Genomic DNA, 21,993 nt, shown 5'->3' with positions numbered 1-21,993 from the left:
CGTCGAGTTCCCGCCGCTTCCAACTCCTTTTCAGAAACGTATTTTCTTACGAGTGTTCCCTTGCGAATTCCTGTTGACACCGTGAGTTCTTGGCTCCTAATCTTGCGACCGGCGCATGGTTAAGGTTTCGTAATGCAATCGTCACCGTGCCGCCGCATTTACGTCCCTCTCTGACGCGTGGGGGTGCTCGCTCGGGGGAGCAGCGCCTAAAGACTTCACCGTGAGAGTGCGTTGGATGGGGGCACATCAGTTGAGTCATTTTTGGCCGCCTTGGCCAAGTTCGGGGGATTTGCAATGCAATTGTTGAATTCAGAGCGGCGCATTCGTATGCGTCCGTCGGTGCTGGCTGTCGCGCTCGCACTGGGTATGACGGCAACGGGTACGGTTTTCGCTCAGGCGACGACTGGCGCCATTTTCGGTCAGGTCCCGGCCGCGGCTGGCGAGTCCGTCGTTGCTACCAGCGACACCGGCTTCAGCCGTGAGGTTCCGGTCGATGCCGACGGCCGTTACCGCATCAGCAACCTGCCGCTGGGCAGCTACACCGTTGCCATCAAGCGTGACGGTGCCGTCGTCGACACGCGCAAGGACGTCCAGATCAAGGTCGGTGGTTCCACCGATGTGTCCTTCGCGGGCGCTGCCATTGCTGCTGCCGCGCAGTCGCTCGACTCCGTGACGGTCACCGCCAACAGCCTGCCGCCGATCGACGCGACGGCTGTCGATTCGCGTACCGTGATCACGTCCGAGACGCTTGCCCGCCTGCCGCTCGGCCGCAACGCCGAAGCCATCGCCCTGCTCGCACCGGGTGCCGTCCCGGGCAACAGCAGCCTCGGCAATGGCCGCTATCGTACGGTGTCGTTTGGCGGTTCCGGCACTTCCGAGAACGCCTACTACATCAATGGTTACAACTCGTCCGATCCGTACCGCAACCTCGGCGGCGTCGGCCTGCCGTATGGCGCGATCGATCAGCAGGAAGTCTATACGGGCGGCTACAGCGCCAAGTACGGTCGCTCCGACGGCGGCGTGATTTCGCAGGTCGGCAAGAGCGGCACGAACGACTGGCATTTCGGCGCCCAGGTCCTGTGGGAGCCGAAGTTTGCTTCGTCCGCACCGGGCAGCATCTACTACAAGAACAACACGCTTCCCGCGGGTTACGGTTATCAGTCGCCTGAGTCGGTGGGTACGATCTACCGCAGCCGCGCGGACAATACCAAGTGGACGACCACGTACTCTGCGTACGTCGGCGGTCCCTTGATCAAGGACAAGCTGTTCTTCTTCGTCGCTGCCGAGGCGGAGAAGTCCGAGGGCGAGAGCACCGCGTCCGTCGAGGCGAACCCGGTCGCGACCAACCACTACACGTACAACCTGCCGAAGTACTACGCCAAGCTCAACTGGAACATCAACGATAGCAATATCCTTGAATTGACCGGTATCCATTCCAACGACGAGCAGCGCGGTGTCTACACCGGCTACGACTACGACACGCGTTCGAGCACCGGTCCGACCGGCGCCAATGCCGACACGTCGAAGCTCGAGTCCAAGTACGCCATCGCCAAGTACACCTCGTACATCACCGACGATGTCACCTTGACGGCCACGTACGGTAAGAACTGGACGAAGGATTACCTGAGCAATCCGACGCCGGACCTCGGTCTCCAGCCGTACCTGGACCGCCCGGATCTCGAAGACCCCGCCCTCACCGGCGGCACGCCGCGGACCAACCTCAACTCGTCGCCCGATTCGCAGAATCCCAATGCAGGCAGCAAGACGCGTGGCCTGCGCCTCGATCTCGAGTGGCAGGTTGGCGACCACCACCTCGCCGGTGGTATCGACAACATGCACTACGATGCCAACAACGAAGGCACGTCGCCGAGCGGTGCTGGCTATGAAGTGCGGTATCGCAAGGCATCGCCGGGCAATGAGAACGTCCCGATCTCGGTATCGCAGGGCGTCGGCGCACCGGGTGGCAATGGCTACTACTTCTACAAGCAGATCTTCAGCACCGTTACCAGCATGTCGCTGGACCAGCGGGCCCAGTACCTCGAGGATCGTTGGCAGGTCACCGACCGCGTGCTGCTGAGCATCGGCGCCCGCAACGACCGCTTCAAGAACTTCAACGACCAGGGTCGTTCGTATGTCAACAATGCGGCGCAGTGGGCTCCGCGCCTGGGCGCCTCGTGGGACGTGTTCGGTGACTCGACCCTGAAGCTCTACGCCAACCTGGGTCGCTACTACCTCGCGCTGCCGAACAACGTCGCCGTTCGTGGTGCCTCGCCGTCGACCTACACCCGCGAATACTTCGCGTATTCGGGCGTCGACCAGTTCGGCGTTCCGACGGGCCTCACGCCCCTCGGCGGCGGCCTGACCTCGCCCGACGGCGAGTTCGGCAACCCGGTCGATCCCGAGTCGGTCACCGCGCGCGACCTGAAGAGCCAGTACCAGGACGAGGGCATCGTCGGCTTCGACAAGATGCTCGGCAGCGAGTGGGTTACCGGTGCGAAGTTCACGCTCCGCCGCCTGCGTACCGCCATCGACGACGTTTGCGACACCGGCAAGATCGGCGACAAGCTGACCGCTGAAGGTATCGATCCGGACTCCGTGACGGTTCCGGGCTGCGTCATCTTCAACCCGGGCTTCACCAATACCTTCAGCCTGGCCAATGCCAACGGCATCGGTCGTACCGAAGTGAAGATGAGCAAGGACGATTGGGGCTTCGCCGACAAGGCCAAGCGCGCCTACTACGCCCTCGACATGTACCTCGAGCATCCGTTCAACGGCAAGTGGCAGGGTCGCATCGATTACACCTTCTCGCGTAGCTACGGCAACACCGAAGGCCAGACCAAGTCCGACATCGGCCAGACCGACATCTCCAAGACGCAGGATTGGGATTCGGCCTTGCTGATGGAGAACTCGAACGGCCTGCTGGCGAACGACCGTACGCATCAGTTGAAGGCGTATGGCGCGTACCAGATCGCTCCCGAGTGGCTGGTCTCCGGCAACCTGCGTCTGGCCTCGGGCGCTCCGAAGTCCTGCCTTGGCTATCTGGACGGCCAGGCCGATCCGGATCCGCTCGGCTACCAGTCGTCGTACCACAACTGCAATGGCCTGCCGTCGCCCCCGGGCAAGACGCGCAACCCGTGGTACAAGCAGCTGGACCTGGCGATCACGTACCGTCCGTCGTACTTTGAAAACAGGCTCGCCTTCGGCCTGTCGGTGTTCAACGTCAGCAACGAGCGCAAGCCGCTTAACTCGTTCTCGACCTACGAATCCAGCTCGCCGCAGACCGTGCTCAACAACTACGACCTGGGTCAGTACTACCAGACCCCGCGTTATGCACGCTTGACCGCAACGTACGACTTCTAAGCTCGAACGTTGTTGATCGCTCTACGGCGCGTTTGCTTTCTTCATTCTGGCGAAGGCAGCGCGTCGTAGGGCATCTCTCGTCCCCGCCGGACGATGGATGTTGCCCCCTGCGTCGGGGCCCGATTCGGACGGACCGTCCCATCGACAATTTCCTATATCGCGGACGCCGTGCCGGGGGCATTATCAAATCCTTCGACCGGGCGCGCGTCTGAATGCTTGGCCTAATAACGAGAAATGCCCTGCGAGGGCACAACGCGTCTCCCCAGTGCCGCCTGCTCCCACAGGTGGCCTTTTTTTTGTTGCATCATTAGGGGGACCCGCCGGAGTGCCCCATGTCTGAGCCGCCGAATGCCTTCGACCTACTCGACCACATTGGCCAGCTGGCAGGGGTCGGTGGCTGGGAGCTGGACCTGGCGACCAGTACCCTGCGCTGGACGGCGCAGACCTGCCGCATCCATGACCTGCCGCCCGACCACCAGCCCACGCTCGACGAGGCCATCGGCTACTACGCGCCGGCGGTCCGCACCGTGCTCGAAGCGGCCGTGCTACGTGGCATCGAGCAAGGCGAGGGCTGGGATCTGGAGTTGCCGATGACCACTGCCACCGGCCGGCAGATATGGGTCCGGGCTCATGGTGCTGTCGAGCAGCGTGACGGCAAGCCCTCACGATTGATCGGCGCGTTTCAGGACATCACGGAACGGCGGCGGGACATCGATGCACTGATCGCCAGCGAGCGGCGCTTTCGCAGTCTGTTTACTTATAGCCTCGGCCTGATCTGCACGCATGACCTGGGCGGCCGTCTGCTTACCGTCAATCCGGCGGCATGCCTGTCGGTGGGGTACTCCGAAGCGGAGCTTGTCGGTCTGTACCTCGGAGAGCTGATGACGGCGCGCGATGCAACGCGTGTGCCCGACTATCTCGCGCGTATCCAGGCACGGGGTACCGACGCGGGACGTCTTCGCTTTCATGCCAGGGACGGGAGCCAGCGCGTTTGGCAGTATCACAACGTGGTCGACACCTACGATGGCCAGTCTCAAGTGCTGGGTCACGCGCAGGACATCACCGAGCAAGTGCTGCAGGAGCATCGTTTGCGCGAGTGGTCCGTCCGCGATGCGCTGACGGGATGCTACAACCGGCGCTTTCTCGCGCAATATTTTGAAAGCGCGGGCAATCAATCCGGCTGGGCGTGCGTGACCGTGGACCTGGACAAGTTCAAGGCCATCAACGATACCTTTGGTCACCAGCGCGGCGATGAAGTGCTAGTCGCCATGACACAGTTCTTTCAGCGCCACGTGCGTGCCGGGGATTACGTGATCCGCCTGGGTGGCGATGAGTTCCTCGTCATCTTGCCGGAAAGCGGAGTGGACCAGGCGCATGCGCTGGCGGCGCGCTTTGCTCAGGATGCCCATGCGGCGCCGTGCGGATTTACGGAGGGGTGCGCGGTGCATACGGCAGGTGCTTCGATTGAAGCGACGCTGGCTGAGGCTGATCGGGCGTTGTACACCGTGCGCAGGCAGCGGCGAGTCGATGACCACGCATCGTAAATGCGGGGCAAGGGCGGCGCCCGGCCGGGCGCCGCCCCCTGGCAAACTCAGCCCTTGATAAAGGCCAGCATGTCGTTGTTGAGCTCTTCGGCATGGATGGTCAGCATGCCGTGCGGATAGCCCTTGTAGATCTTCAGCTGCGCGCCCGGGATGAGCTTGGCTGAAAGAACGCCGGCATCCTGGTACGGGACGATCTGGTCGTCATCGCCGTGCATGACGAGCGACGGCACCTTGATGTTCTTCAGATCGGTGGTGAAATCCGTCTCCGAGAACGCCTTGATGCAATCGTAGTGGGCCTGTATGCCGCCCATCATGCCCTGGCGCCACCAGTTGTTGACGGTGCCTTCGATGGGTTTGACGCCCGGGCGATTGAAGCCGTAGAACGGCATCGGCACTTCGCGATAGAACTGCGCGCGATTGGCGGCAAGCTGTTTGCGCAGGTCGTCGAACACCGAGATGTCCAGGCCGCCCGGGTTCGAGGCCGATTTGACCATGACCGGCGGGACGGCGCTGACCAGGATGGCCTTGGCAACCCGGCCTTCGTTGTGCTGGGCCACATAACGGGCGACTTCGCCGCCACCGGTGGAGTGGCCGATATGCACCGCGTTCTTCAGGTCGAGGTGTCGGACCAGTTCGGCGACATCGGACGCGTAGGTGTCCATATCGTTGCCAGTGATCGTCTGGGTCGAGCGGCCGTGGCCGCGACGGTCATAGGCAATGACGCGGTAACCCTTCGACAGGAAGAACACCATCTGGGCGTCCCAGTCGTCGGACGTCAGCGGCCAGCCGTGGTGGAAGAAGATGGGCTGACCGGTACCCCAGTCCTTGTAGTACAGCTCGACGCCGTCCTTGGTCGTGAAAATCGCCGACTCGGCGTGTTTCTTCCCGGCGGCCGGCTTGGCCGCTGCAGCGGAGCCCTTCGACGCGGCACCTTCCGCGGCGATGGCGGCTCCGGCTACCAGCGTGCCGGCGGCGAGGCCTGCCGTGGCGACGAAACTACGGCGCGACATGGGGTTCTTGAGGCTTGGATCGTGTGAGTCGGTCATTGGGATTCTCCTGGTGGAGGCAGCACTTTATGGGACCCTCGTTCGAGGGTCTTGCATGTCCGCCTTGCACGGTTCAATCGCGATTGTTACTGGCCGGCCGTATTCGACGCCCATACGGCCTGCGTCGGCCCATAGATAACGAGGTTACCGTCGCCCTGCAGGAATGCCTGCGCCGCCGTCTGGCCCGCGTTCCCCGAACGCCACAGCTGCTCGCCGAGCTTGCCGTAAACGATGAAGTCACCGGATGGCGTGAGCTCCAGCTGGGCGCTGTCCTGGTTGACCGTGTTGGCAGCCCACAGGGGAATGCCCGGTTCCTTGTATAGAACGAGGTTGCCGTCACCCTGCAGGATGAGGGTGAAACGTCCGTCGCAGGAATGGATCGCCTGGTTGGGCAGCAGGCCATTGCCTGGCTGGAAGCTGCCGCAACCGGTCGGTGCCGTGACGGCCGAAAGACTGACCGGGGTGAACAGCGCGAGGTTGACCGCGCCAGCGATCGCGGCATAGCCGGCATCGTTGGGGTGCAGGTGGTCGCCGGAGTCGAAGGCGGGGAGGAAGGCCGTCGGGTGGGCGGGGTCGTGCGTGGCGGCGTCCTGATCGATGACGGCGTCGCAGGTCGACGTGCTACCCCGAATCCACGCGTTGATGTCGCCACGTACGGCTTCGCGGGCGGCCGTCCAGTTCGAGGAACCTTCCCACGGCGTCAACGTCGAGCAGGCAAAGCGCACGCCTTTCGCGTGGCTCTTGTCGATGAAGGACTGCAGGGCAGCGATGACGTTGGGTGCCGTCGCTTGCGGATTGCCATTCCCGAGGTCGTTGAGCGGATCGTCGGAGAAGATGACCCAGCGCACGCCTGCCTGTCCGAGCGCATCCCGGTCGAAGCGCTTGAGGCCACTGTCGCCCGAACCGTCGGCAAAGAGGTTGTTGCCGCTGATGCCTTCGTTGATGACACCCACGTCGATACCCGCGGACTGCAGCCGTTCGGCGAGGCGATTGGGCCAACGGTGATTCGCTCCGTAGGTCGACGCGTATCCATCCGTGATGGATGCACCGATCGCGACCACGGCGCCCCTTGTGGTCGGGCTCTGGACGTCGACGTTGGTCAGGAACTCGTAATCGCCGATCGCCTGCGCCGAGATTACCGGACTGCCGCTCACGTCACCGCTTGCTTCATATCTGTCCTGCTGGCTAAAGGAATGACCGGTCAGGGCGGCGGGTGCTTGCTGCACATAGAAGGTCACCGCGACGTTTGCCGTTGCCGGTACCGGAAAGTCGATGCCGTCGCTGGTGGCCGTTGCGCCGGGCGCAACGCTGACTGTCGTGTTTCCAGCAAAGGTCAGGACATGGTCGGTGGCAGGGTCGACCGAAGAGCCTGACGTCGGAAGGGCGGCATGTACATCCGACAAGGTCAGCGGTGTGGTGCCATAGAGGTTCGAGACCGTCACACGTAATGCGGTGCCCGCCATGCTGGTGTGGACGATATGCCTGAGCGTCTTGCCCGTGGGCGAGGTGGCGCTTGAGTAAGACTGCGGAGCGACGCCCCAGGTACCCACCCAGGGATCGAGAACGCTGGTAGCGCTGGCTGAACTGGCAGACAACGCGAGTGCGATGGTTGTCGCTAGCGTCTTGAATGAGGACGAAGCCATGAGGAAACCTGGGGGGATGCGGGGAAGAGAGGGGCATCGTGCCATCGCCGTACTTCGCTGCCTGCAATCGGGTTCACAGATTTCGATGCCGCTTGCCACGATCTGGACTCCACGCAAGACTTGGCGCACACGTGTCATGTGTCGGCCGATTCAACACACGAGGTCCAAATGCCTATGAGCTTCGCTCGCCAGTCAACGCTCCGCAGCCTGACGCTGGGCCTGATGCTTGCTGTTGTTCCCTTCGGTGCGTGCCTCGCCGCATCAACGAACCTGGAGTTGAAAAAGCTCGAAGAAGCAGATCAGGCGGACCGGTCGCCGGGCTCCAACACGATCGACTGGGACGTGGTGGGAAAGCACGACGTCGCTCGGCAACGTCGCGTGACAGAAATCCTCAAGGCAGGCGACGTTCGCACCGCCGATGACTATTTCAACGCGGCTCTCATCTTCCAGCACGGCGACAAGGTCGAAGACACGGAGCTTGCGTTGGCGCTCGCGACGACGGCAACCCGGCTGGATAGCTCGAACAAGGATGCGAAGGTTCTGACCGCGCAGGCGTGGGACCGGATCCTGGTCAAGCGTGGCAAGCCGCAGTGGTATGGAACTCAGTTCTTCAAGAACAAGGCCACCGGCAAATGGGAACTCTCGCCGACCGATCCGACAGCCGTCTCGGAAGCTCAGCGCGAGGCTTTGGGCATCCCGACGATCGGCGAGACGAAGGCGCATCTCGACGCCTTGAATGCGAAGTAGACGGGGCTCCCTCAATAGATGAGATGTCTTAGTTGCGCGGCAAACTTCTGGCCGAGCTCCTGAAACCCTGCGTCCGAAGGATGCAGTTCATCATGCCAGAGCGTCGGATCCGGGCCCAAGGTGCCGAGCAGCGGACAGAAATCAAAGAGGCCGGGGTTTGCCGTCTTGAGCGGAACGAGGATATCGTCCCGAAAGGCGTCCAGGAGCAGGCGGACAAACTCGAGCTGGTCCGTCCTTGCCGGGAGCACCGCCTGCACATAACTGCCGATCCAGTCACCAACCTTCGACACCAGCAGCGCGATGAGCCCGATGCCTTTGAGGTCGAGTTTCGCCGGGACGCCCAGCCGCACGGGGTAGTCGTAGGTATGGGCGAGAATCGGGACCTTTCCCTTGCCTTTGTCCCGGACCACGGCGATCAGATTTTCATAGCTTTGGCGGACCACGCCGAATCGGGCTGCCTTGACGAGGCCCACCGCTGTCTGCGGCGTGAGGGTGGGTTGGCCTGCAAAGACCCCTTCGAGATGCTCACCGACGATATCGTTGCCGCCCGCACTGATCAGCACGGCATTGAAATTGAACGTCGCCAGGTGTTCGCCGATACGGTCCAGATTCCTGGAGCCGCTCTTGAACATGCGGACGGCTTCATCGCCGTTGTCCTCCAGGCGAAGATAGAGGCCGGGGACAAGTGTCGTGACCACGTCTAGCAGGTTGAAATTGTCGAGCGGGAAGGCGAACCATGAGTCGCCTTCGCTGAGGATGACGGGCGTGCTACCAAGGGTGCGCGTCCGTTTGGCCTCGCGGTAAGCGTCCCTGAAAGCCTCGAACTTGGTCATCGGCTGTGCGGGCATGGCAGTTCTCCTGCGATCGTATCGGGGCGTTGGGCAGAGATTGGATATCCTTGCTCTGGGCCGCCGCCGTGCCGTCAGAAAAAATACTTAGCAGGCTGCCGTCATGAGCTGCTCGTTTTCGGCATACAGTAGGCTAAGGGCGCTGGCCGCCGAATATTGGGGACTGCGGACGATTCCATGGGGGCAGGTCCGCAAGTCTCGGGTCCTGCGGATGCTTGGAATTGACGGCGGCACCCCTGGCCATCAGAGCGAGAAGGCGAACCGCAAACACGGGTAGGTACCAGACGCCTTTGGTAGCACGGTCGTAGTGAAGAAGACGGGTCTGGCTCACGAAGTACCCGTGGCGCGCACCTACCGCGTAATGCAGGTTGGCCTTTTGTTCGTCCTTCGCTACGCCGATGCCTTGTCGGTAAAGCTCGCCAAGGAGCTGATGTGCAGCCGGGCTGCCTCGTTCGGCGAGGGCTTCCAGATGTGGAAGGGCCGCAATCGTATCGTGCTGTGAGACGAGAAGCTTGGCCACGTGCATGACATCGCCTTCCCTGCCGAACGCTGCGAGTCGCAGCGACCACTCGACGAGCTTTTCTCTATTTCCGAGATCGAAGTAACGCGACATCAGGAATCGTTGTGATGTCTCGAGATGACATAGAGGTGGTGACTCGGCCAAGGCGAGCGCTTCGTCGCGAAGACCCTCTCGCCACATTTGAATCGCACACTCCATGCAATCTGCGATGGCGGCCTCGTTACCCTGTCGGGCGGCCTTCAGGTACCAGGATGCGGCGACAACGACATCGCCCCGCGCGTTGTGAATCCATCCTATATATCGTTGCCCACGTGAGTCGTTCCTCAGCTCTGAGCCAAGCAAATGATCGAGTGCGCCGGAAACGTTCCCTGCTTCATCAAGGCTCGCGAGAGTTCGCCACAGATCGTCCGCATCGTCCACCATGCTAGTTCACCGATAGATTGTAGCTAGAGCGGATCTTGTTCAAAGACCGCTGGATATCTTGGGCCAATCAACCCGAAGTATCTCTTCGATTCAAGATACTGCCTGATCCGGGGAAGGATCGTGTCCTTTTCCTTCTCAGTCAACGCGTGCGATCGAAAGTCGTTTCCTTTTGATCCGGGCAAATAGACTTTCCATGTCTTATCCGCCAGCGCCACATTGAATCGGTAGACGCCGTGCGCATCCGAGTATTCGACGCCTTCATTTCGGGCGACGAGTCTTATCCGATAGCCCTCAGTCATCCCATTCTCCGAACACGGCTTTCGTTACCCCGGAAGATGGCCTCTGGAACTCAGCCCACGCTCGCCCGCACCTCGACCAACGCCAACTGCGCATACTGCGCCGGCCGGGCCTTCCGCAGCCAGACGCTGAAGCCGATCCCGACAGCGAGCGTAACGAGGTACAGCGCTGGCAGCCAGGCCACGAACGGCGTATTCACCGTCGACAGCAGGGTGAAATTGATGCACACGGTCGTCAGGGCGACGGATAGCCCAATCGCGGCAAGGACCGACGCGACGAGAACGACCGGCCCCGCTTCCTTCCTGCGCTTGAAGACGTAGAAGACAATTGCGATCGCTGCAGCGGCCTGCAGGGCAATGATGCCCAGCGTACCCATACCGATCAGCACGGGGATGATGGCGGCGTAGGGGTCGTTCCGGGTCGACGCGATGCCGATCAGGCATACGACGGTCGCCAGCGACATGCAAAGGGTCGCGGCCACGGGCACGTTGCGCACCTCGTCGAACTTGGCAAGCATGCGAGGCAAGAGGCCTTCGCGGGCCAGGGCAAACACGTAGCGGGACGCTGCGGCGTGGATGGCGATGTAGGTCGCCAGCATCGAGGTACACAGGAGCACGCCGGCGATGTCCGAGGCGACCTCACCGTCATACTGCTTGATGAGATCGAGGACGAGCGTGCCACCGTGCGCGAGGGCCTGCGCCTTGACGTCACCGGAACCCATCGCGCCGACTGTGATCCAGGCGGTCAGCAAGTAGAACGACCCGATAAGGATGACCGAGACGTAGCTGGCCAACGGGATGCTGCGGACAGGATCGGCCGCCTCCTTGGAATAGAGCGCACCGGATTCGAACCCGACAAAGCAGGTGAATGCCGTCATCAGCGAGACGCCGATACCGGGCGCCAACCACTGGCTCGGGGCGAAGGAAGAGAGAGGGAAGGCGGCCCAGCCCTTCGCGACAACGACACTGGTGTCGAAGACGACGAGCACCGCGGTCTCGACGACGATAATGACAGCGAGCAGCTTGGTCGACGCGTCCATGGACCGGTAGTTGAGAACGCCGGTGAGCAGGACGGACACTGCGGCGCAGATCGTCCAGTCGACCTTGTATCCGACGGCGATGGAGACCTGCTCGTCGAAGTATCCGCATGCCGCCGCGAGCCCGAAGGCGAACGCACCGTACGAGATGATCGCGCAGAACGCGGTCCCAACCCCCAGCGGTTTGCCGAGGCCCTCAGCCACATAGGTGTAGAACGCACCCGTGCTGACGACGCGACGGCCGATGAAGGCATAGCCGGTGGTGAACGCGACCAGGATCAGGCCCGCGATCAGGAAGGCGACGGGTACGTTGGCCCCGGTGCCGCGCGAGATGGCAATGGGCAGGTTGCCAATCATCGAGGCGAGTGGCGCGGCAGCCGCCAGGACCATGAAGACGATGAACTGCGTCGACAGCTTATGGCTGCGTGGGGGCTTTACAGCGGTCGAACGGGTCACGGGAACTCCTGGATCAAAGACGTCGCGATCAAAGCCGGCGATTGTATGCCACGAGCACGACCATGGCCTTACAGCAGTAACAAAACAGTACGCGCGACAGATGCCGGTACTGATATTCCACGCGACGGATCCACTATGCTGAAATCGTCACCCATGGTCGACGCGGAGGGATTCGATGGCCCGGGAACGAAGCATGCGGGAAGAGCGGAAGGCAGGTCTTGTTCCAGTTGCGCTCGTGACGCTTGTCCGGCGGGTTCCGATGTTCGCCGTGGGCCGGCTCCTTAGCTTGCTCGCTCTGAGCGTCATGAGCCTGCCAGTAGCCGCGTATGAGATACCGAAGCGGAGCCTGGAAGCACGCATCCACGACGCCGACCTGGTGATCTTTGGTCAGGTCGTCGCGCTCGAAAGTAGCGAGCCCGAAAATGAGTTTGCCGACGGGTACGCGCAGGTGCGGGTAACCACGTTCCTGAAGGGGAGCGAGGGCAAAACCATTCGGGTGCTCTATCGAGGAGGCATCTCAGAGGCCGCTCCCCTTTGTTGCACCGTCGGCGCCAGCTATTTCATGATCCTCAGAGGACCGGCATCGGGAGTGTACGAAAGCGTCGATGGACCCTACGGCGTTTTCGAAATCAACGCCTCTGCAGGCACCAGCTTCCCCATCAAGCCCGAAGGACTCGAAGACGCTCGTCTCCTCCATGCACGCGTTATGACGATCTCCGATTTTCCACCAGTGATGTCCGGCATCATAAAGACGTGGATCAGCATGGCCGTCGTTGAGGACGGGACGTCGACGCGCCAGGAATTGCTTATGGTCTATCTGGGGGACCAGCAGCCGATGCCCAAAGTACGTGACGATTGCCTTTTCACCGTGCACCGGGAGGAGGCCGGGGGATTCGTCGGGCGCGGCTCGCGTGCGAATCACCTTGCGACGGTCGTGGACGATTATCGATGCGGGAGTGACATGCCCAGGGCGCTGCAAGGCGTCTCGGTTTCATGGCCGGGAATTGCGGGGCCATGAAAGAAAAAGCCCACGGAGGGGAGTCCATGGGCTTCTTGGTGTTATCCGTCGGTGCAAAGCGGCAGGGGAACCGCAGACTGCTTGGGACCGGCGCCTCTCGGCTGCCTTGGGAATAACTATACTCGGCGGTTTATGAATCGTTCTTAAGTTTCGCCCGGGCCGGGGGTGAAAGTGACCGATTTTCCCGGCTGGAGGGCGATCTCTCGGGCCCAGAGGCCCCATCTGAGGCGGGTCCGGCTGCCTCCGGCACTGTGGATCGTCACCGAAGCGACCTTCCCCTGACTCCAGGCCAGGTCGACCCGGAACCCCCCGCGGGCCCCCATGCCGGTCACGCTCCCGGAGGTCGCCCACGCCTTGGGCAGCGCCGGCAGCAGCTCGATCAGGCCGGGCCGGGACGACATCAGCATCTCCAGCATGGCGACAGGCGTGCCGAAGTTGGCGTCGATCTGGAAGGCGTCGGTGCTGGCATCCAGGGCATACATGTCGAAGAAGTTCTGCGCGGTGCCATTGCTGTGGTTCTTCGATGGCGACAGGTTGGTGAGGATGAGCCGGTAGGCCTTCTCGGCATCGCCGAGTCGGGCCCAACAGATGGCCCGCCAGGCGCAGGCCCAGCCATAGCCGCCCGTGCCTCGCGCTTCGAGCAACCTGGTTACGCCGTCGATCAACGCCGGCGGGCTTCCGTCGGTCGTGATGCGGTCGCCGGGAAAGAAACCGATCAGCGGCGACAGGTGCCGGTGCTCGGGTTCGCCGAGGTTGTCCGGGGTCATCCATTCTTCCAGCCAGCCGGTCTTGGGGCTGACCTGGGGCAGATAGAGCCGCGCCTGCAGCTGCGCGATCGTCGCGGCGTACTCGGGATCCTTGCGCAGGAGCGAGCCGGCCTGACGATAGTTGTTGAACAGATCCCAGACGAGTTCCTGCGAATACGTGTTGCCCTTCGCGTCGGTCGGTCCTTGCTCGGGCGACCAGTCGGCATCGTCGATCAGGACCTCGCGCACGAGGCCGGTGGCCGGGTCGGTCACGCTGACACTCAGCAGGCGCGACTCCCAGAACTCGCAGGCGCCTTTGAGCAGGGGATAGATGCGCGCCAGGTAGGCCCGATCCGGGTTGTACTGATAGTGCTGCCACAGGTTATTGCACAGCCACGCATTCCCGGCCGGGTGCCAGCGCCAACCGCCGCCACCGTAGATGTTGGTGGAGATGCCCACGGTCCAGCCGGCGATCTTGCCCGAGCTGTTGCGATAGCCGTTGCGGGGATCGTTGAAGTGCTGATGGGTGACGGCCGTCCAGGTTTCCACCTGGCTGAGACAGTAATCGGTGAACGGCTCGAAGCAGGACGGCAGGCCAGCCCGGTCGGGCAGCCAGTAGTTCATCTGGATATTGATGTCGTTGTGATAGTCGGCCATCCAGGGTGACGTGTTGCTGTTCAACCAGAGGCCTTGCAGACCGGTCGGCAGACTGTCACGGGATCCGGCGATCGTCAGGTAGCGGCCGTACTGCAGATAGGACGCTTCGAGTTCCGGATCGACGGCAGCGACTGCCGTTGCCCGAGCCTGGAGACGGGTCCAGGTATCCATCTTTCGCTGTGCCTTGGTCGACGCGCCCAGGTCGACACGCATCGTATCGAACAGGGAACGGTAGTCGGCGATGTGCGTACGCAGCAGCATGGTCGGCGATTGCGTCGCGGCGGCCTGCGTTTTCTGGATCGAGAGCTTCAACGGATCGACCGACGCATCCATGGTGTTCCTGGCGAGGTCCGGCGAGTAGTTGGTGCCGCCGCACAGGAGGACCGTCAGCGCACTGCAGTCCGCGAAGTGGATACCGTTCGCGTCGGCGTGAACGGTGCCGGACTCTGCGACCGCCGTGACGTTCGTCGCGTACCGGAGGCCGTTCTCCAGAACACCTTCGAAATGACTGCTCGCGGTCCCACTCGATCCTTGTAAGGTCGCTGCCTGGGACGTTTCCCCATGCATGCCACGCAACTGGACCGATCCGTTGTAGCGGCCTGCGCCGGACTGGGACAGGTGGATGACGATCAGGTCGTCGGGGTGGCTGGCGAAGACCTCGCACGTGTAGGCGATGCCGTCTTTCCGGTACGAAACACGAACGTATCCCTGGCCGAGGTCGAGCTCGCGCCGGTAGTCGGTGATCCTGGCGGCTTCATGACCTTCGACCGACAGGTGCAAGGTAGCCAGCATCACCAGGCTGCCGAAGTGCTCGGTCGTGTAGTCGAACTGGCCGTCGTCGCCCAGCACGACATCGCGTTTGCCAAGCCACATCGATGCATCTGTGACGTAGAGCACATTCGACGAGGGGTCACCACCGACCAGTGCACCCAGGCGACCATTGCCGATGGGCAGGCCTTCGCGCAGCAGGTTCGATTCCGGTGCGGGTGTGCCATACCAAAGAGACTGCCTCGCCGCAGCCGGCATGGGACCGATGGGGCGGTCGACAGGTTGGCTCTCGGCAAACCGGGGCAGGGTGAGCCACGGCAACATGGCCGCCATGGCACCCGTCATCTTCAGGAAGCGGCGCCGGTCCATCGGGTCGGCGAGCGCTTTTTCCAGGCACGTGTGCCGATCCCTGCCACTAGTCATGAAGTGTTCCGACGCCCCTGGAAAATCAATTTGTAGGACAAAAGGAAATCTAGAACGGAGCACCCACATTGTCATGCTGCGGCGCAGCTTGTTGCCATGATCAAGCTAGGTATTATGAATAAGTACTACAAATAAGCGGTAGCAGCTAACTGCTCTGTCAGGGGTAAGGGGTGACGGGGATTTCGGGGCTTTGTGGCGCCGTTGTGGGTAACGGAGCCGATGAGTGCCGGGCAGCAAACCGTGTGTGCTCATCGGATGTTATTCCACAGAGTGGGGGAGGGTAGCCATGCAGCTAACGAAATTGGCGGTCGCCGTGCGGCGGTCGCTTGTGGCAACGGGTGTCGCCTGGATGGTGGGTTACGGCGCACCAGGTTACGCACAGACCGCGACAGCGGCACCGGAGGCCGCTCCGGCCGGAACGCAGTCCGCCACGCCGCCCGCCAAGCCGGGCAAGCCGGCCAAACCGGCGGACGACAAGAGTGACGAGAAGAAGGTCACCGAGTTGGGTGAGGTCGCCGTTACCGGTCAGCTCGCGGCGCTCCAGCGCGCGCAGGCGATCAAGCAGGAGTCGGTCAACGTCGTCGACTCCATTTCCGCTGAAGAAGCGGGCAAGTTCCCCGATCCCAATGTGGCCGACGCGCTCCAGCGCGTGCCGGGCGTATCGGTGAACCGCAGTGGTGGCGAGTCCAGCCAGATCGCCGTGCGCGGTTTTGGTCCCGACTTCGTCGCCGTCACCATCAATGGACGCCCGATGGCCACGGCCTCCGGCTCGCGCGCCTTCAACTTCGATGTCCTTCCCTCGGAAATCATCAGCGTCGCCCAGGTCAACAAGACCTCGTCGGCGGACATCTCCGAAGTCGACATCGGCGGCGTGGTGGACATCCAGACCGCGCGTCCGCTGGACTTCAGCGGTTACCACGGGGCTTGGAGCGGGGCGGGTATCAACAGCAACCTGACCGGCGACTGGAAAGGCAAGACCACGCCCAAGGCCTCGGGCCTGCTCGGGTGGACGAGCAAGGATCACACCTTCGGCTGGATGCTTTCCGCCTCGTATTACAAGCGCAAGGACACCCAGCTCAACACGCAGGCCAACTCCTGGTATGCCGACCAGGACATTTACACGACGCCGGGCGCGACTACGCCCACCTATAGGAACGTGGCGCTCCCGGAAACGCTGGCGAGCAACGTGTTGAACGAGATACGTACCCGCAAGGGCTTCAGTGGCGCCATGGACTGGAAGCCGATCGATGCCCTCACGGTCCAGTTCGACACCTTGTACTCGAGCTACAAGGTCGACCCGATCGAGCACGAGTTCGGTCAGTACGGGAACACCTCGGACATCCAGTCGCTGACGACCGATGCCAACAATACGGTGACTAGCTTCGTCCGTAACAGCCAGGGCCCGAACGTCATGGCGAACGACTATGTTGCGTCGTATACGCCGAGCTACGAGAAGAGCTACCAGAACGGTGTCAACCTCGGTTTCGACATCGACGATTCGACCAAGCTGATTCTCGATGCATCCAGCTCGAAGGCCTGGAACAAGCAGAGCCCGAACGGTTACTTCCTGGTGGTCGGCGCGAAGAACTTCGGCACCAACCCGACCTGGACCAACGGTGGCAGCAACGAGCCGCCGAGCTACTCGAACATCCTTTCGCCGACGAACCTGGACAACCTCACGGCGCATTGCTGCAATGCCGGCTCTGGCAACAACGTGACCAACAAGGTCGACAACTACCAGTTCAAGCTGGACAAGGCCTTCAACGACAGCGTCATTACGCGCTTCGAGGCGGGCGTGCAGTACACCAAGGAATCGGTGAAGTCCGTGAGCTGGGGTACGCCGAACGGTATCCTCTGCAACGCGTACTGCGGCTATTCCATCCCGGTCCCGGCGGACGCCATCGGTGCCTACATCTTCAACGCGCCGTCGAAGATCAAGGGGGTGTCGTCGCCGGGCTTGCCGTCCCAATGGATCCAGTACGATCCGCGGGCCTACCTGGACTGGCTGGCGTCGCCGGCCGCGTATAACCAGCTCCCCGACGACAAGCGTGCCGCGTTGCTTGCCGGCATGGCTGCCAACGGTGGCAACCTGGATGCCGCGCCCAACCCGGGCAGCTACAACGACGTGGGCGAGAAGGAGAAGTCGTTCTTCACCAAGGCCGTGTTCGAAGGCACGATGTGGAACATGCCCTGGGCCGTCGACGTCGGCGTGCGTTATCTCAACGTCGTCTCGACATCCACGGCGATCAACCAGCCGCCGATCGCGTACTACGTCGATCCGCACGACACCAGCAACGGCCAGGTGACCTACGGCCCGCTGGCGCCGCAGTCGGACAAGGGCGGCTACCACAAGTGGCTGCCGTCGATGAACTTCAAGTGGACGCTGCTGGACAACCTGATCTATCGCCTGTCCCTGTCCAAGACGCTGACACCGCCCCAGCTCAGCAACCTTTACTACAACAAGAGCTTCGGCACGCGCCCCAACTCGCTGACCATTTCGCAGGGCAATCCGCAGCTCCAGCCGTATACCTCGCGCAACTACGACATGGGCCTGGAGTGGTACATCGACGACGCCAGCTACATCGCCGTCGAGGGCTTCTACAAGAAGGTCAGCAACTTCAGCACGCTGGTGAGCACGCCGGTCCCGTTCCTCAACGACCAGAATACCGGGCAGCCGTTCATCTGGTCGCTGACCCAGCCGATCAACCTGAACTCGTCGAACATCTACGGCGGCGAAGCGACGTTCAACTATCAGTTCACCCATCTGTTGCCCGAGCCCTTCAATGGCCTGGGTATGGCCCTCAACTACACGCACGTGAAGAGCAGCACGGCGCTGAGCCCCGGCATCATCGCGGCATCGGGCAAGTTCGCCGTGCCCGGTATCGGCGACTCGGCCAACGCCAGCGTGTACTACGAGAAGGGCCCCGTGCAGGTGCGCGTGGCGTACAACTGGCGCGGCAAGTACCTGGAAAGCCTGGCCTACGGGTCGGGTGCTCAGCCGGCCACGCGCAGTGCCTACGGACAGGTCGACCTGAGCGCGAGCTACGCGGTGAACAAGCACCTGTCGGTGTTCGTCTCCGGCACCAACCTGACCCACGAGCATCTCTACGACTACTCGGTGTACAGCAATCGTTTCCTCTATGCCGAAGCGGACGGCACGATCTACACCGTGGGTGTGCGCGGAACGTTCTGATGTCCTCCGGGGCATGAAGTAGCCCGACACCGGCTCGCCTTCGAGCGAGCCGGTGTCGATGCCGGGGTCCTGATGTGAGGTGTCTAGTGAGTCGATCGAAAAGTGTCGTGGCCTCCGTGCTGTTCATGGGCGCCCTGTCGTGTGGCATGGCATCCGCGGTGCCTGCCGCATCCGGCCAGCCGATGAGCATCGAGAAGGGACACTTCGTCCTCGACGGCAAACCGTTCCGCATCGTCTCCGGCGAGATGCATTACGCCCGCGTACCCCGTGAGTACTGGCGGGATCGCCTGAAGATGGCCAAGGCCATGGGCCTGAATACCATTACGACGTATGTGTTCTGGAACGCGCACGAAGCGACCCCGGGTCACTTCGATTTCAGCGGACAGAACGATGTCGCCGAGTTCGTTCGTGAGGCGAAGGAGGAGGGGCTGTACGTGATCCTGCGTCCTGGCCCTTACGTGTGTTCCGAGTGGGAGTTTGGTGGCTTGCCTGCGTGGCTGCTGAAGGACCCCAACGTCAAGGTGCGTAGCACCGACCCGAAATTCATGGAGCCTGCCCAGCGCTGGTTGCACCGGATGGGCCAGGAACTGGCACCGCTGCAACTGAGCCGCGGCGGCAACATCATCGACGTACAGGTCGAGAACGAGTACGGCAGCTTTGGCACCGACACCGCGTATATGGAGCAGATCCGCAAGGGGATCGTCGATGGCGGGTTCAACGCCTCGCTGCTCAGCACGTCCGATAGCGCGGAAACACCCGGATCCTTGCCCGGCGTCCTGCAGGTCATCAACTTCGGCGTGGGCCACGCTCAGAAGAAGTTCGAGAAGCTGCATACCTGGCAGCCCGGTGGCCCCTACATGGTTGGCGAGTACTGGATTGGCTGGTTCGACCACTGGGGTGCACCGCACCACGTCGAGCCCGCCAAGAAGGTCGCCGACGAACTGTCATGGATGTTGAAGCAGGGCTATTCGGTCAACTTCTACATGTTCCATGGCGGTACCTCGTTCGGCTGGATGAACGGCGCGAACTGGGACGACAATAGCTACCAGCCCGACGTCACCAGCTACGACTACGACAGTCCCCTCGACGAGAGCGGGCGTCCCACGCCGAAGTACCTTGCCGCGCGCGCCGTGATCGCCAGGGAAACCGGCGTCTCGCTGCCGCCCGTGCCCGCCACGCCGCCGACCCAGGCGATCGAGGGCATTCGGCTGGGTGAGTCCGTGTCCTTGTGGGATAGCTTGCCTGCGCCGGTATCCTCGGCCGAGCCGAGAACCATGGAGTCGTTCGACCAGGCGTATGGCGACATCCTCTATCGCAAGCGCGTCGACGCCGATGTATCCGGCGAGTTGCTTGTCGACACCTTGCACGACTATGCGCAGGTCTACGTCAACGGCAAGCGCGTCGGCACGCTCGATCGCCGGTTGAAGCAGGACCGCCTGAAGCTCGCCTTGCACAAGGGCGACACGCTGGACCTGCTGGTGCAGAACGATGGGCGCATCAACTTCGGCGAGAAAATGCTGAACGAGCGCAAGGGCATCCTTGGGCCCGTCAGCCTGGCCGGTAAGCCGCTGCATGACTGGCAGAACTACTCACTGCCATTCACCGATAGCGCATCGCTGCACTACACCTCGGCGGCCTGCCAGCATGCGCCGTGCTTCTACCGCGCCACGTTCGACGCACCGGTTGCCGGCAGCGCCGCGGCGGATACGTTCCTGGACACGGCGGGTTTGGGTAAGGGCTTCGTCTGGCTCAACGGCCATGCGCTGGGTCGTACCTGGAGCATCGGTCCGCAACGGACGCTGTACGTACCCGGGGTGTGGCTCAAGCCGCGCGGCAATCAGATCGTGGTGCTCGACCTGCTGGTGGAAGGTGCGCCTGTGCTCAGCACGCGCAAGCACCCCATCCTCGGCACGACCACGGTGGGCATCCCATGAGGCATAACGCTCGCTCGTTTCTCTTTCTACTTTCTTCCGACCGACATGAGGCGTATCGATGAGCGATTCCATGAACAGCATCCTGCGAGGCGCGATCGTTTCCGCCCTCATGTGTGTCGCGGCCGTCGCCGCCGCGCCGGTCAAGGCGGACGAGACGCCCTCCGTCCTCCCACAGATGGGCTTCAACAACTGGAACTCCACCCACTGCCGTGCCGAGTTCGATGAAGGCATGATCCGCGGCGTGGCCGACAAATTCATCAGCCTCGGGCTGAAGGATGCCGGCTACCAGTACGTCAACATCGACGACTGCTGGGCCAACTGGCAGCGCGACAAGGACGGCCACCTGCAGCCGAACCCGAAGCGTTTCCCGAGTGGCATCACCGCCCTGGCCGACTACATCCACGAGCGCGGGCTGAAGTTCGGCCTCTACTCCAGCGCGGGCACCTCGACCTGCGAGCCGCTCGAGGAGAACCGCGGCTTCCCGGGCGGCCTGGGTCACGAAAAGGACGATGCGAAGACCTTCGCCTCCTGGCATGTCGACTACCTCAAGTACGACAACTGCAATAACCAGAAGGTGGACGCGCATAAGCGTTACACCGCCATGGCCGAAGCCCTGCGCGGCAGCGGCCGGCATATCTTCTTCAGCATGTGCGAGTGGGGCGAGAACAAGCCGTGGCTCTGGGCCGGCAAGGACCCTGTCGATGCGGGCTCCTGGCGCACCACCGGCGACATCAGCGACAACTACGCCTCGATGCTGAAGATCTTCAAGCAGAACGTCGTCCTCGATGGCTACGCACATCTCGGCCATTGGAACGACCCGGACATGCTCGAAGTGGGTAACGGCGGCATGACCGATGTCGAGTATCGCAGCCACTTCAGCCTGTGGTCGATCATGGCCTCGCCGCTGCTGATCGGCACCGACCTGCGCACCGTGAAGCCTGACGCGCTGCAGATCCTGCTCAACAAGGACGTCATCGCGATCGATCAGGATCCGCTCGGCGTGCAGGGCAAGCAGGTGCGTGACGCGGATGGTATCCACGTCATCGTCAAGCCGCTGAAGGATGGTGGCCGCGCCGTGGCGGTGTTCAATGAAGCCGATACAGCGAAGGACGTCATGGTCGCGGCCACCGAGATCGGCCTGAAGACTGGCGGAAGCCACACTGTGCGCGATCTCTGGGCGCACACGGATGCGAAGGGTGACGGCTCGATCAAGACGAAGCTGGAACCGCATGCGACGGTGATTTACCGCATCAGTAAGTAATGCGGTGGCGTCGACCGGGCGATTGCGCCCGGTCGATGCGCTCGTACCTCGGTAAAGGGAGGGAAGAGCCTTT

At 62.4% G+C, this 21,993-nt stretch carries 14 protein-coding genes; 7 read left to right on the top strand and 7 right to left on the bottom strand.

Annotated elements, in window-relative coordinates:
- Positions 1 to 300: 300 nt before the first annotated feature.
- On the top strand, positions 301 to 3,360 hold the full coding sequence (locus tag BJI69_RS19890) for a TonB-dependent receptor (protein ID WP_046967592.1): 3,060 nt from the start codon (positions 301 to 303) through the stop codon (positions 3,358 to 3,360).
- 332 nt (positions 3,361 to 3,692) lie between these two features.
- A complete protein-coding gene (locus BJI69_RS19885; RefSeq protein WP_052767142.1) occupies positions 3,693 to 4,904 on the top strand; it encodes a sensor domain-containing diguanylate cyclase in 1,212 nt (403 codons plus the stop codon).
- Between the two features lie 47 nt (positions 4,905 to 4,951).
- On the opposite strand, the gene BJI69_RS19880 is transcribed toward BJI69_RS19885, so the two are convergent.
- Both BJI69_RS19880 and BJI69_RS22145 read right to left on the bottom strand, forming a co-directional pair.
- Complete coding sequence (locus tag BJI69_RS19880) at positions 4,952 to 5,914, bottom strand: alpha/beta fold hydrolase (RefSeq protein WP_181016772.1); 963 nt, start codon at positions 5,912 to 5,914, stop codon at positions 4,952 to 4,954.
- 122 nt (positions 5,915 to 6,036) lie between these two features.
- Positions 6,037 to 7,593, bottom strand: a complete 1,557-nt coding sequence (locus BJI69_RS22145) for a GDSL-type esterase/lipase family protein (protein WP_071925041.1) — start codon at positions 7,591 to 7,593, stop codon at positions 6,037 to 6,039.
- A gap of 174 nt (positions 7,594 to 7,767) precedes the next feature.
- Between BJI69_RS22145 and BJI69_RS19870 the strand changes: the two genes are divergently transcribed.
- Complete coding sequence (locus BJI69_RS19870) at positions 7,768 to 8,340, top strand: hypothetical protein (RefSeq protein WP_046967459.1); 573 nt, start codon at positions 7,768 to 7,770, stop codon at positions 8,338 to 8,340.
- An 11-nt stretch (positions 8,341 to 8,351) separates the two neighbouring features.
- On the opposite strand, the gene BJI69_RS19865 is transcribed toward BJI69_RS19870, so the two are convergent.
- The 4 genes from BJI69_RS19865 to BJI69_RS19855 all read right to left on the bottom strand — a co-directional run bounded on the left by BJI69_RS19865 (position 8,352) and on the right by BJI69_RS19855 (position 11,920).
- Entirely contained in the window at positions 8,352 to 9,188 is an 837-nt protein-coding gene (locus tag BJI69_RS19865) for a hypothetical protein (RefSeq protein ID WP_046967460.1), read from the bottom strand.
- A 133-nt stretch (positions 9,189 to 9,321) separates the two neighbouring features.
- Complete coding sequence (locus BJI69_RS22405; protein WP_125903132.1) at positions 9,322 to 10,131, bottom strand: SEL1-like repeat protein; 810 nt, start codon at positions 10,129 to 10,131, stop codon at positions 9,322 to 9,324.
- A 23-nt stretch (positions 10,132 to 10,154) separates the two neighbouring features.
- Positions 10,155 to 10,430: a hypothetical protein gene (locus tag BJI69_RS19860; RefSeq protein ID WP_046967461.1), complete on the bottom strand. Its 276-nt coding sequence runs from the start codon at positions 10,428 to 10,430 to the stop codon at positions 10,155 to 10,157.
- Between the two features lie 50 nt (positions 10,431 to 10,480).
- A complete protein-coding gene (locus BJI69_RS19855; RefSeq protein WP_052767144.1) occupies positions 10,481 to 11,920 on the bottom strand; it encodes an APC family permease in 1,440 nt (479 codons plus the stop codon).
- Positions 11,921 to 12,095: 175 nt separating this feature from the next.
- Between BJI69_RS19855 and BJI69_RS19850 the strand changes: the two genes are divergently transcribed.
- Positions 12,096 to 12,938 carry a hypothetical protein gene (locus BJI69_RS19850; protein WP_125903131.1) on the top strand — a complete coding sequence of 281 codons (843 nt, stop codon included), beginning with the start codon at positions 12,096 to 12,098 and terminating at the stop codon, positions 12,936 to 12,938.
- Between the two features lie 143 nt (positions 12,939 to 13,081).
- Here BJI69_RS19850 and BJI69_RS19845 read toward each other — a convergent pair whose 3' ends face one another.
- Positions 13,082 to 15,532 carry a glycosyl hydrolase family 95 catalytic domain-containing protein gene (locus BJI69_RS19845; protein WP_078023367.1) on the bottom strand — a complete coding sequence of 817 codons (2,451 nt, stop codon included), beginning with the start codon at positions 15,530 to 15,532 and terminating at the stop codon, positions 13,082 to 13,084.
- Between the two features lie 286 nt (positions 15,533 to 15,818).
- On the opposite strand from BJI69_RS19845, the gene BJI69_RS19840 reads away from it, so the two are divergent.
- The 3 genes from BJI69_RS19840 (at position 15,819) to BJI69_RS19830 (ending at position 21,920) form a co-directional block, all read left to right on the top strand.
- Positions 15,819 to 18,725 (top strand): TonB-dependent receptor, encoded by a 2,907-nt coding sequence (locus BJI69_RS19840; RefSeq protein ID WP_078023365.1) that lies wholly within the window; start codon positions 15,819 to 15,821, stop codon positions 18,723 to 18,725.
- Positions 18,726 to 18,832: 107 nt separating this feature from the next.
- Positions 18,833 to 20,659: a glycoside hydrolase family 35 protein gene (locus BJI69_RS19835; protein WP_052767145.1), complete on the top strand. Its 1,827-nt coding sequence runs from the start codon at positions 18,833 to 18,835 to the stop codon at positions 20,657 to 20,659.
- Positions 20,660 to 20,729: 70 nt separating this feature from the next.
- Positions 20,730 to 21,920 carry a glycoside hydrolase family 27 protein gene (locus BJI69_RS19830; RefSeq protein WP_244890698.1) on the top strand — a complete coding sequence of 397 codons (1,191 nt, stop codon included), beginning with the start codon at positions 20,730 to 20,732 and terminating at the stop codon, positions 21,918 to 21,920.
- The last annotated feature ends 73 nt before the right edge of the window (positions 21,921 to 21,993 follow it).

The organism is Luteibacter rhizovicinus DSM 16549, from assembly GCF_001887595.1.
In the GTDB taxonomy this organism is placed as follows: Bacteria; Pseudomonadota; Gammaproteobacteria; order Xanthomonadales; family Rhodanobacteraceae; genus Luteibacter; species Luteibacter rhizovicinus.
Note: the sequence above shows the minus strand (reverse complement) of the source record. Positions and strands in the feature narration are given on the sequence as shown.

Bases quoted from the DNA above. Each gene is read 5' to 3' on its own strand.
- BJI69_RS22405 (WP_125903132.1), bottom strand. From the start codon at position 10,131: ATGGTGGACGATGCGGACGATCTGTGGCGAACTCTCGCGAGCCTTGAT.
- BJI69_RS19830 (WP_244890698.1), top strand. From the start codon at position 20,730: ATGAACAGCATCCTGCGAGGCGCGATCGTTTCCGCCCTCATGTGTGTC.
- BJI69_RS19860 (WP_046967461.1), bottom strand. From the start codon at position 10,430: ATGACTGAGGGCTATCGGATAAGACTCGTCGCCCGAAATGAAGGCGTC.
- BJI69_RS19880 (WP_181016772.1), bottom strand. From the start codon at position 5,914: ATGTCGCGCCGTAGTTTCGTCGCCACGGCAGGCCTCGCCGCCGGCACG.
- BJI69_RS19840 (WP_078023365.1), top strand. From the start codon at position 15,819: ATGCAGCTAACGAAATTGGCGGTCGCCGTGCGGCGGTCGCTTGTGGCA.
- BJI69_RS19865 (WP_046967460.1), bottom strand. From the start codon at position 9,188: ATGCCCGCACAGCCGATGACCAAGTTCGAGGCTTTCAGGGACGCTTAC.
- BJI69_RS19845 (WP_078023367.1), bottom strand. From the start codon at position 15,532: ATGACTAGTGGCAGGGATCGGCACACGTGCCTGGAAAAAGCGCTCGCC.
- BJI69_RS19850 (WP_125903131.1), top strand. From the start codon at position 12,096: ATGGCCCGGGAACGAAGCATGCGGGAAGAGCGGAAGGCAGGTCTTGTT.
- BJI69_RS22145 (WP_071925041.1), bottom strand. From the start codon at position 7,593: ATGGCTTCGTCCTCATTCAAGACGCTAGCGACAACCATCGCACTCGCG.
- BJI69_RS19870 (WP_046967459.1), top strand. From the start codon at position 7,768: ATGAGCTTCGCTCGCCAGTCAACGCTCCGCAGCCTGACGCTGGGCCTG.
- BJI69_RS19885 (WP_052767142.1), top strand. From the start codon at position 3,693: ATGTCTGAGCCGCCGAATGCCTTCGACCTACTCGACCACATTGGCCAG.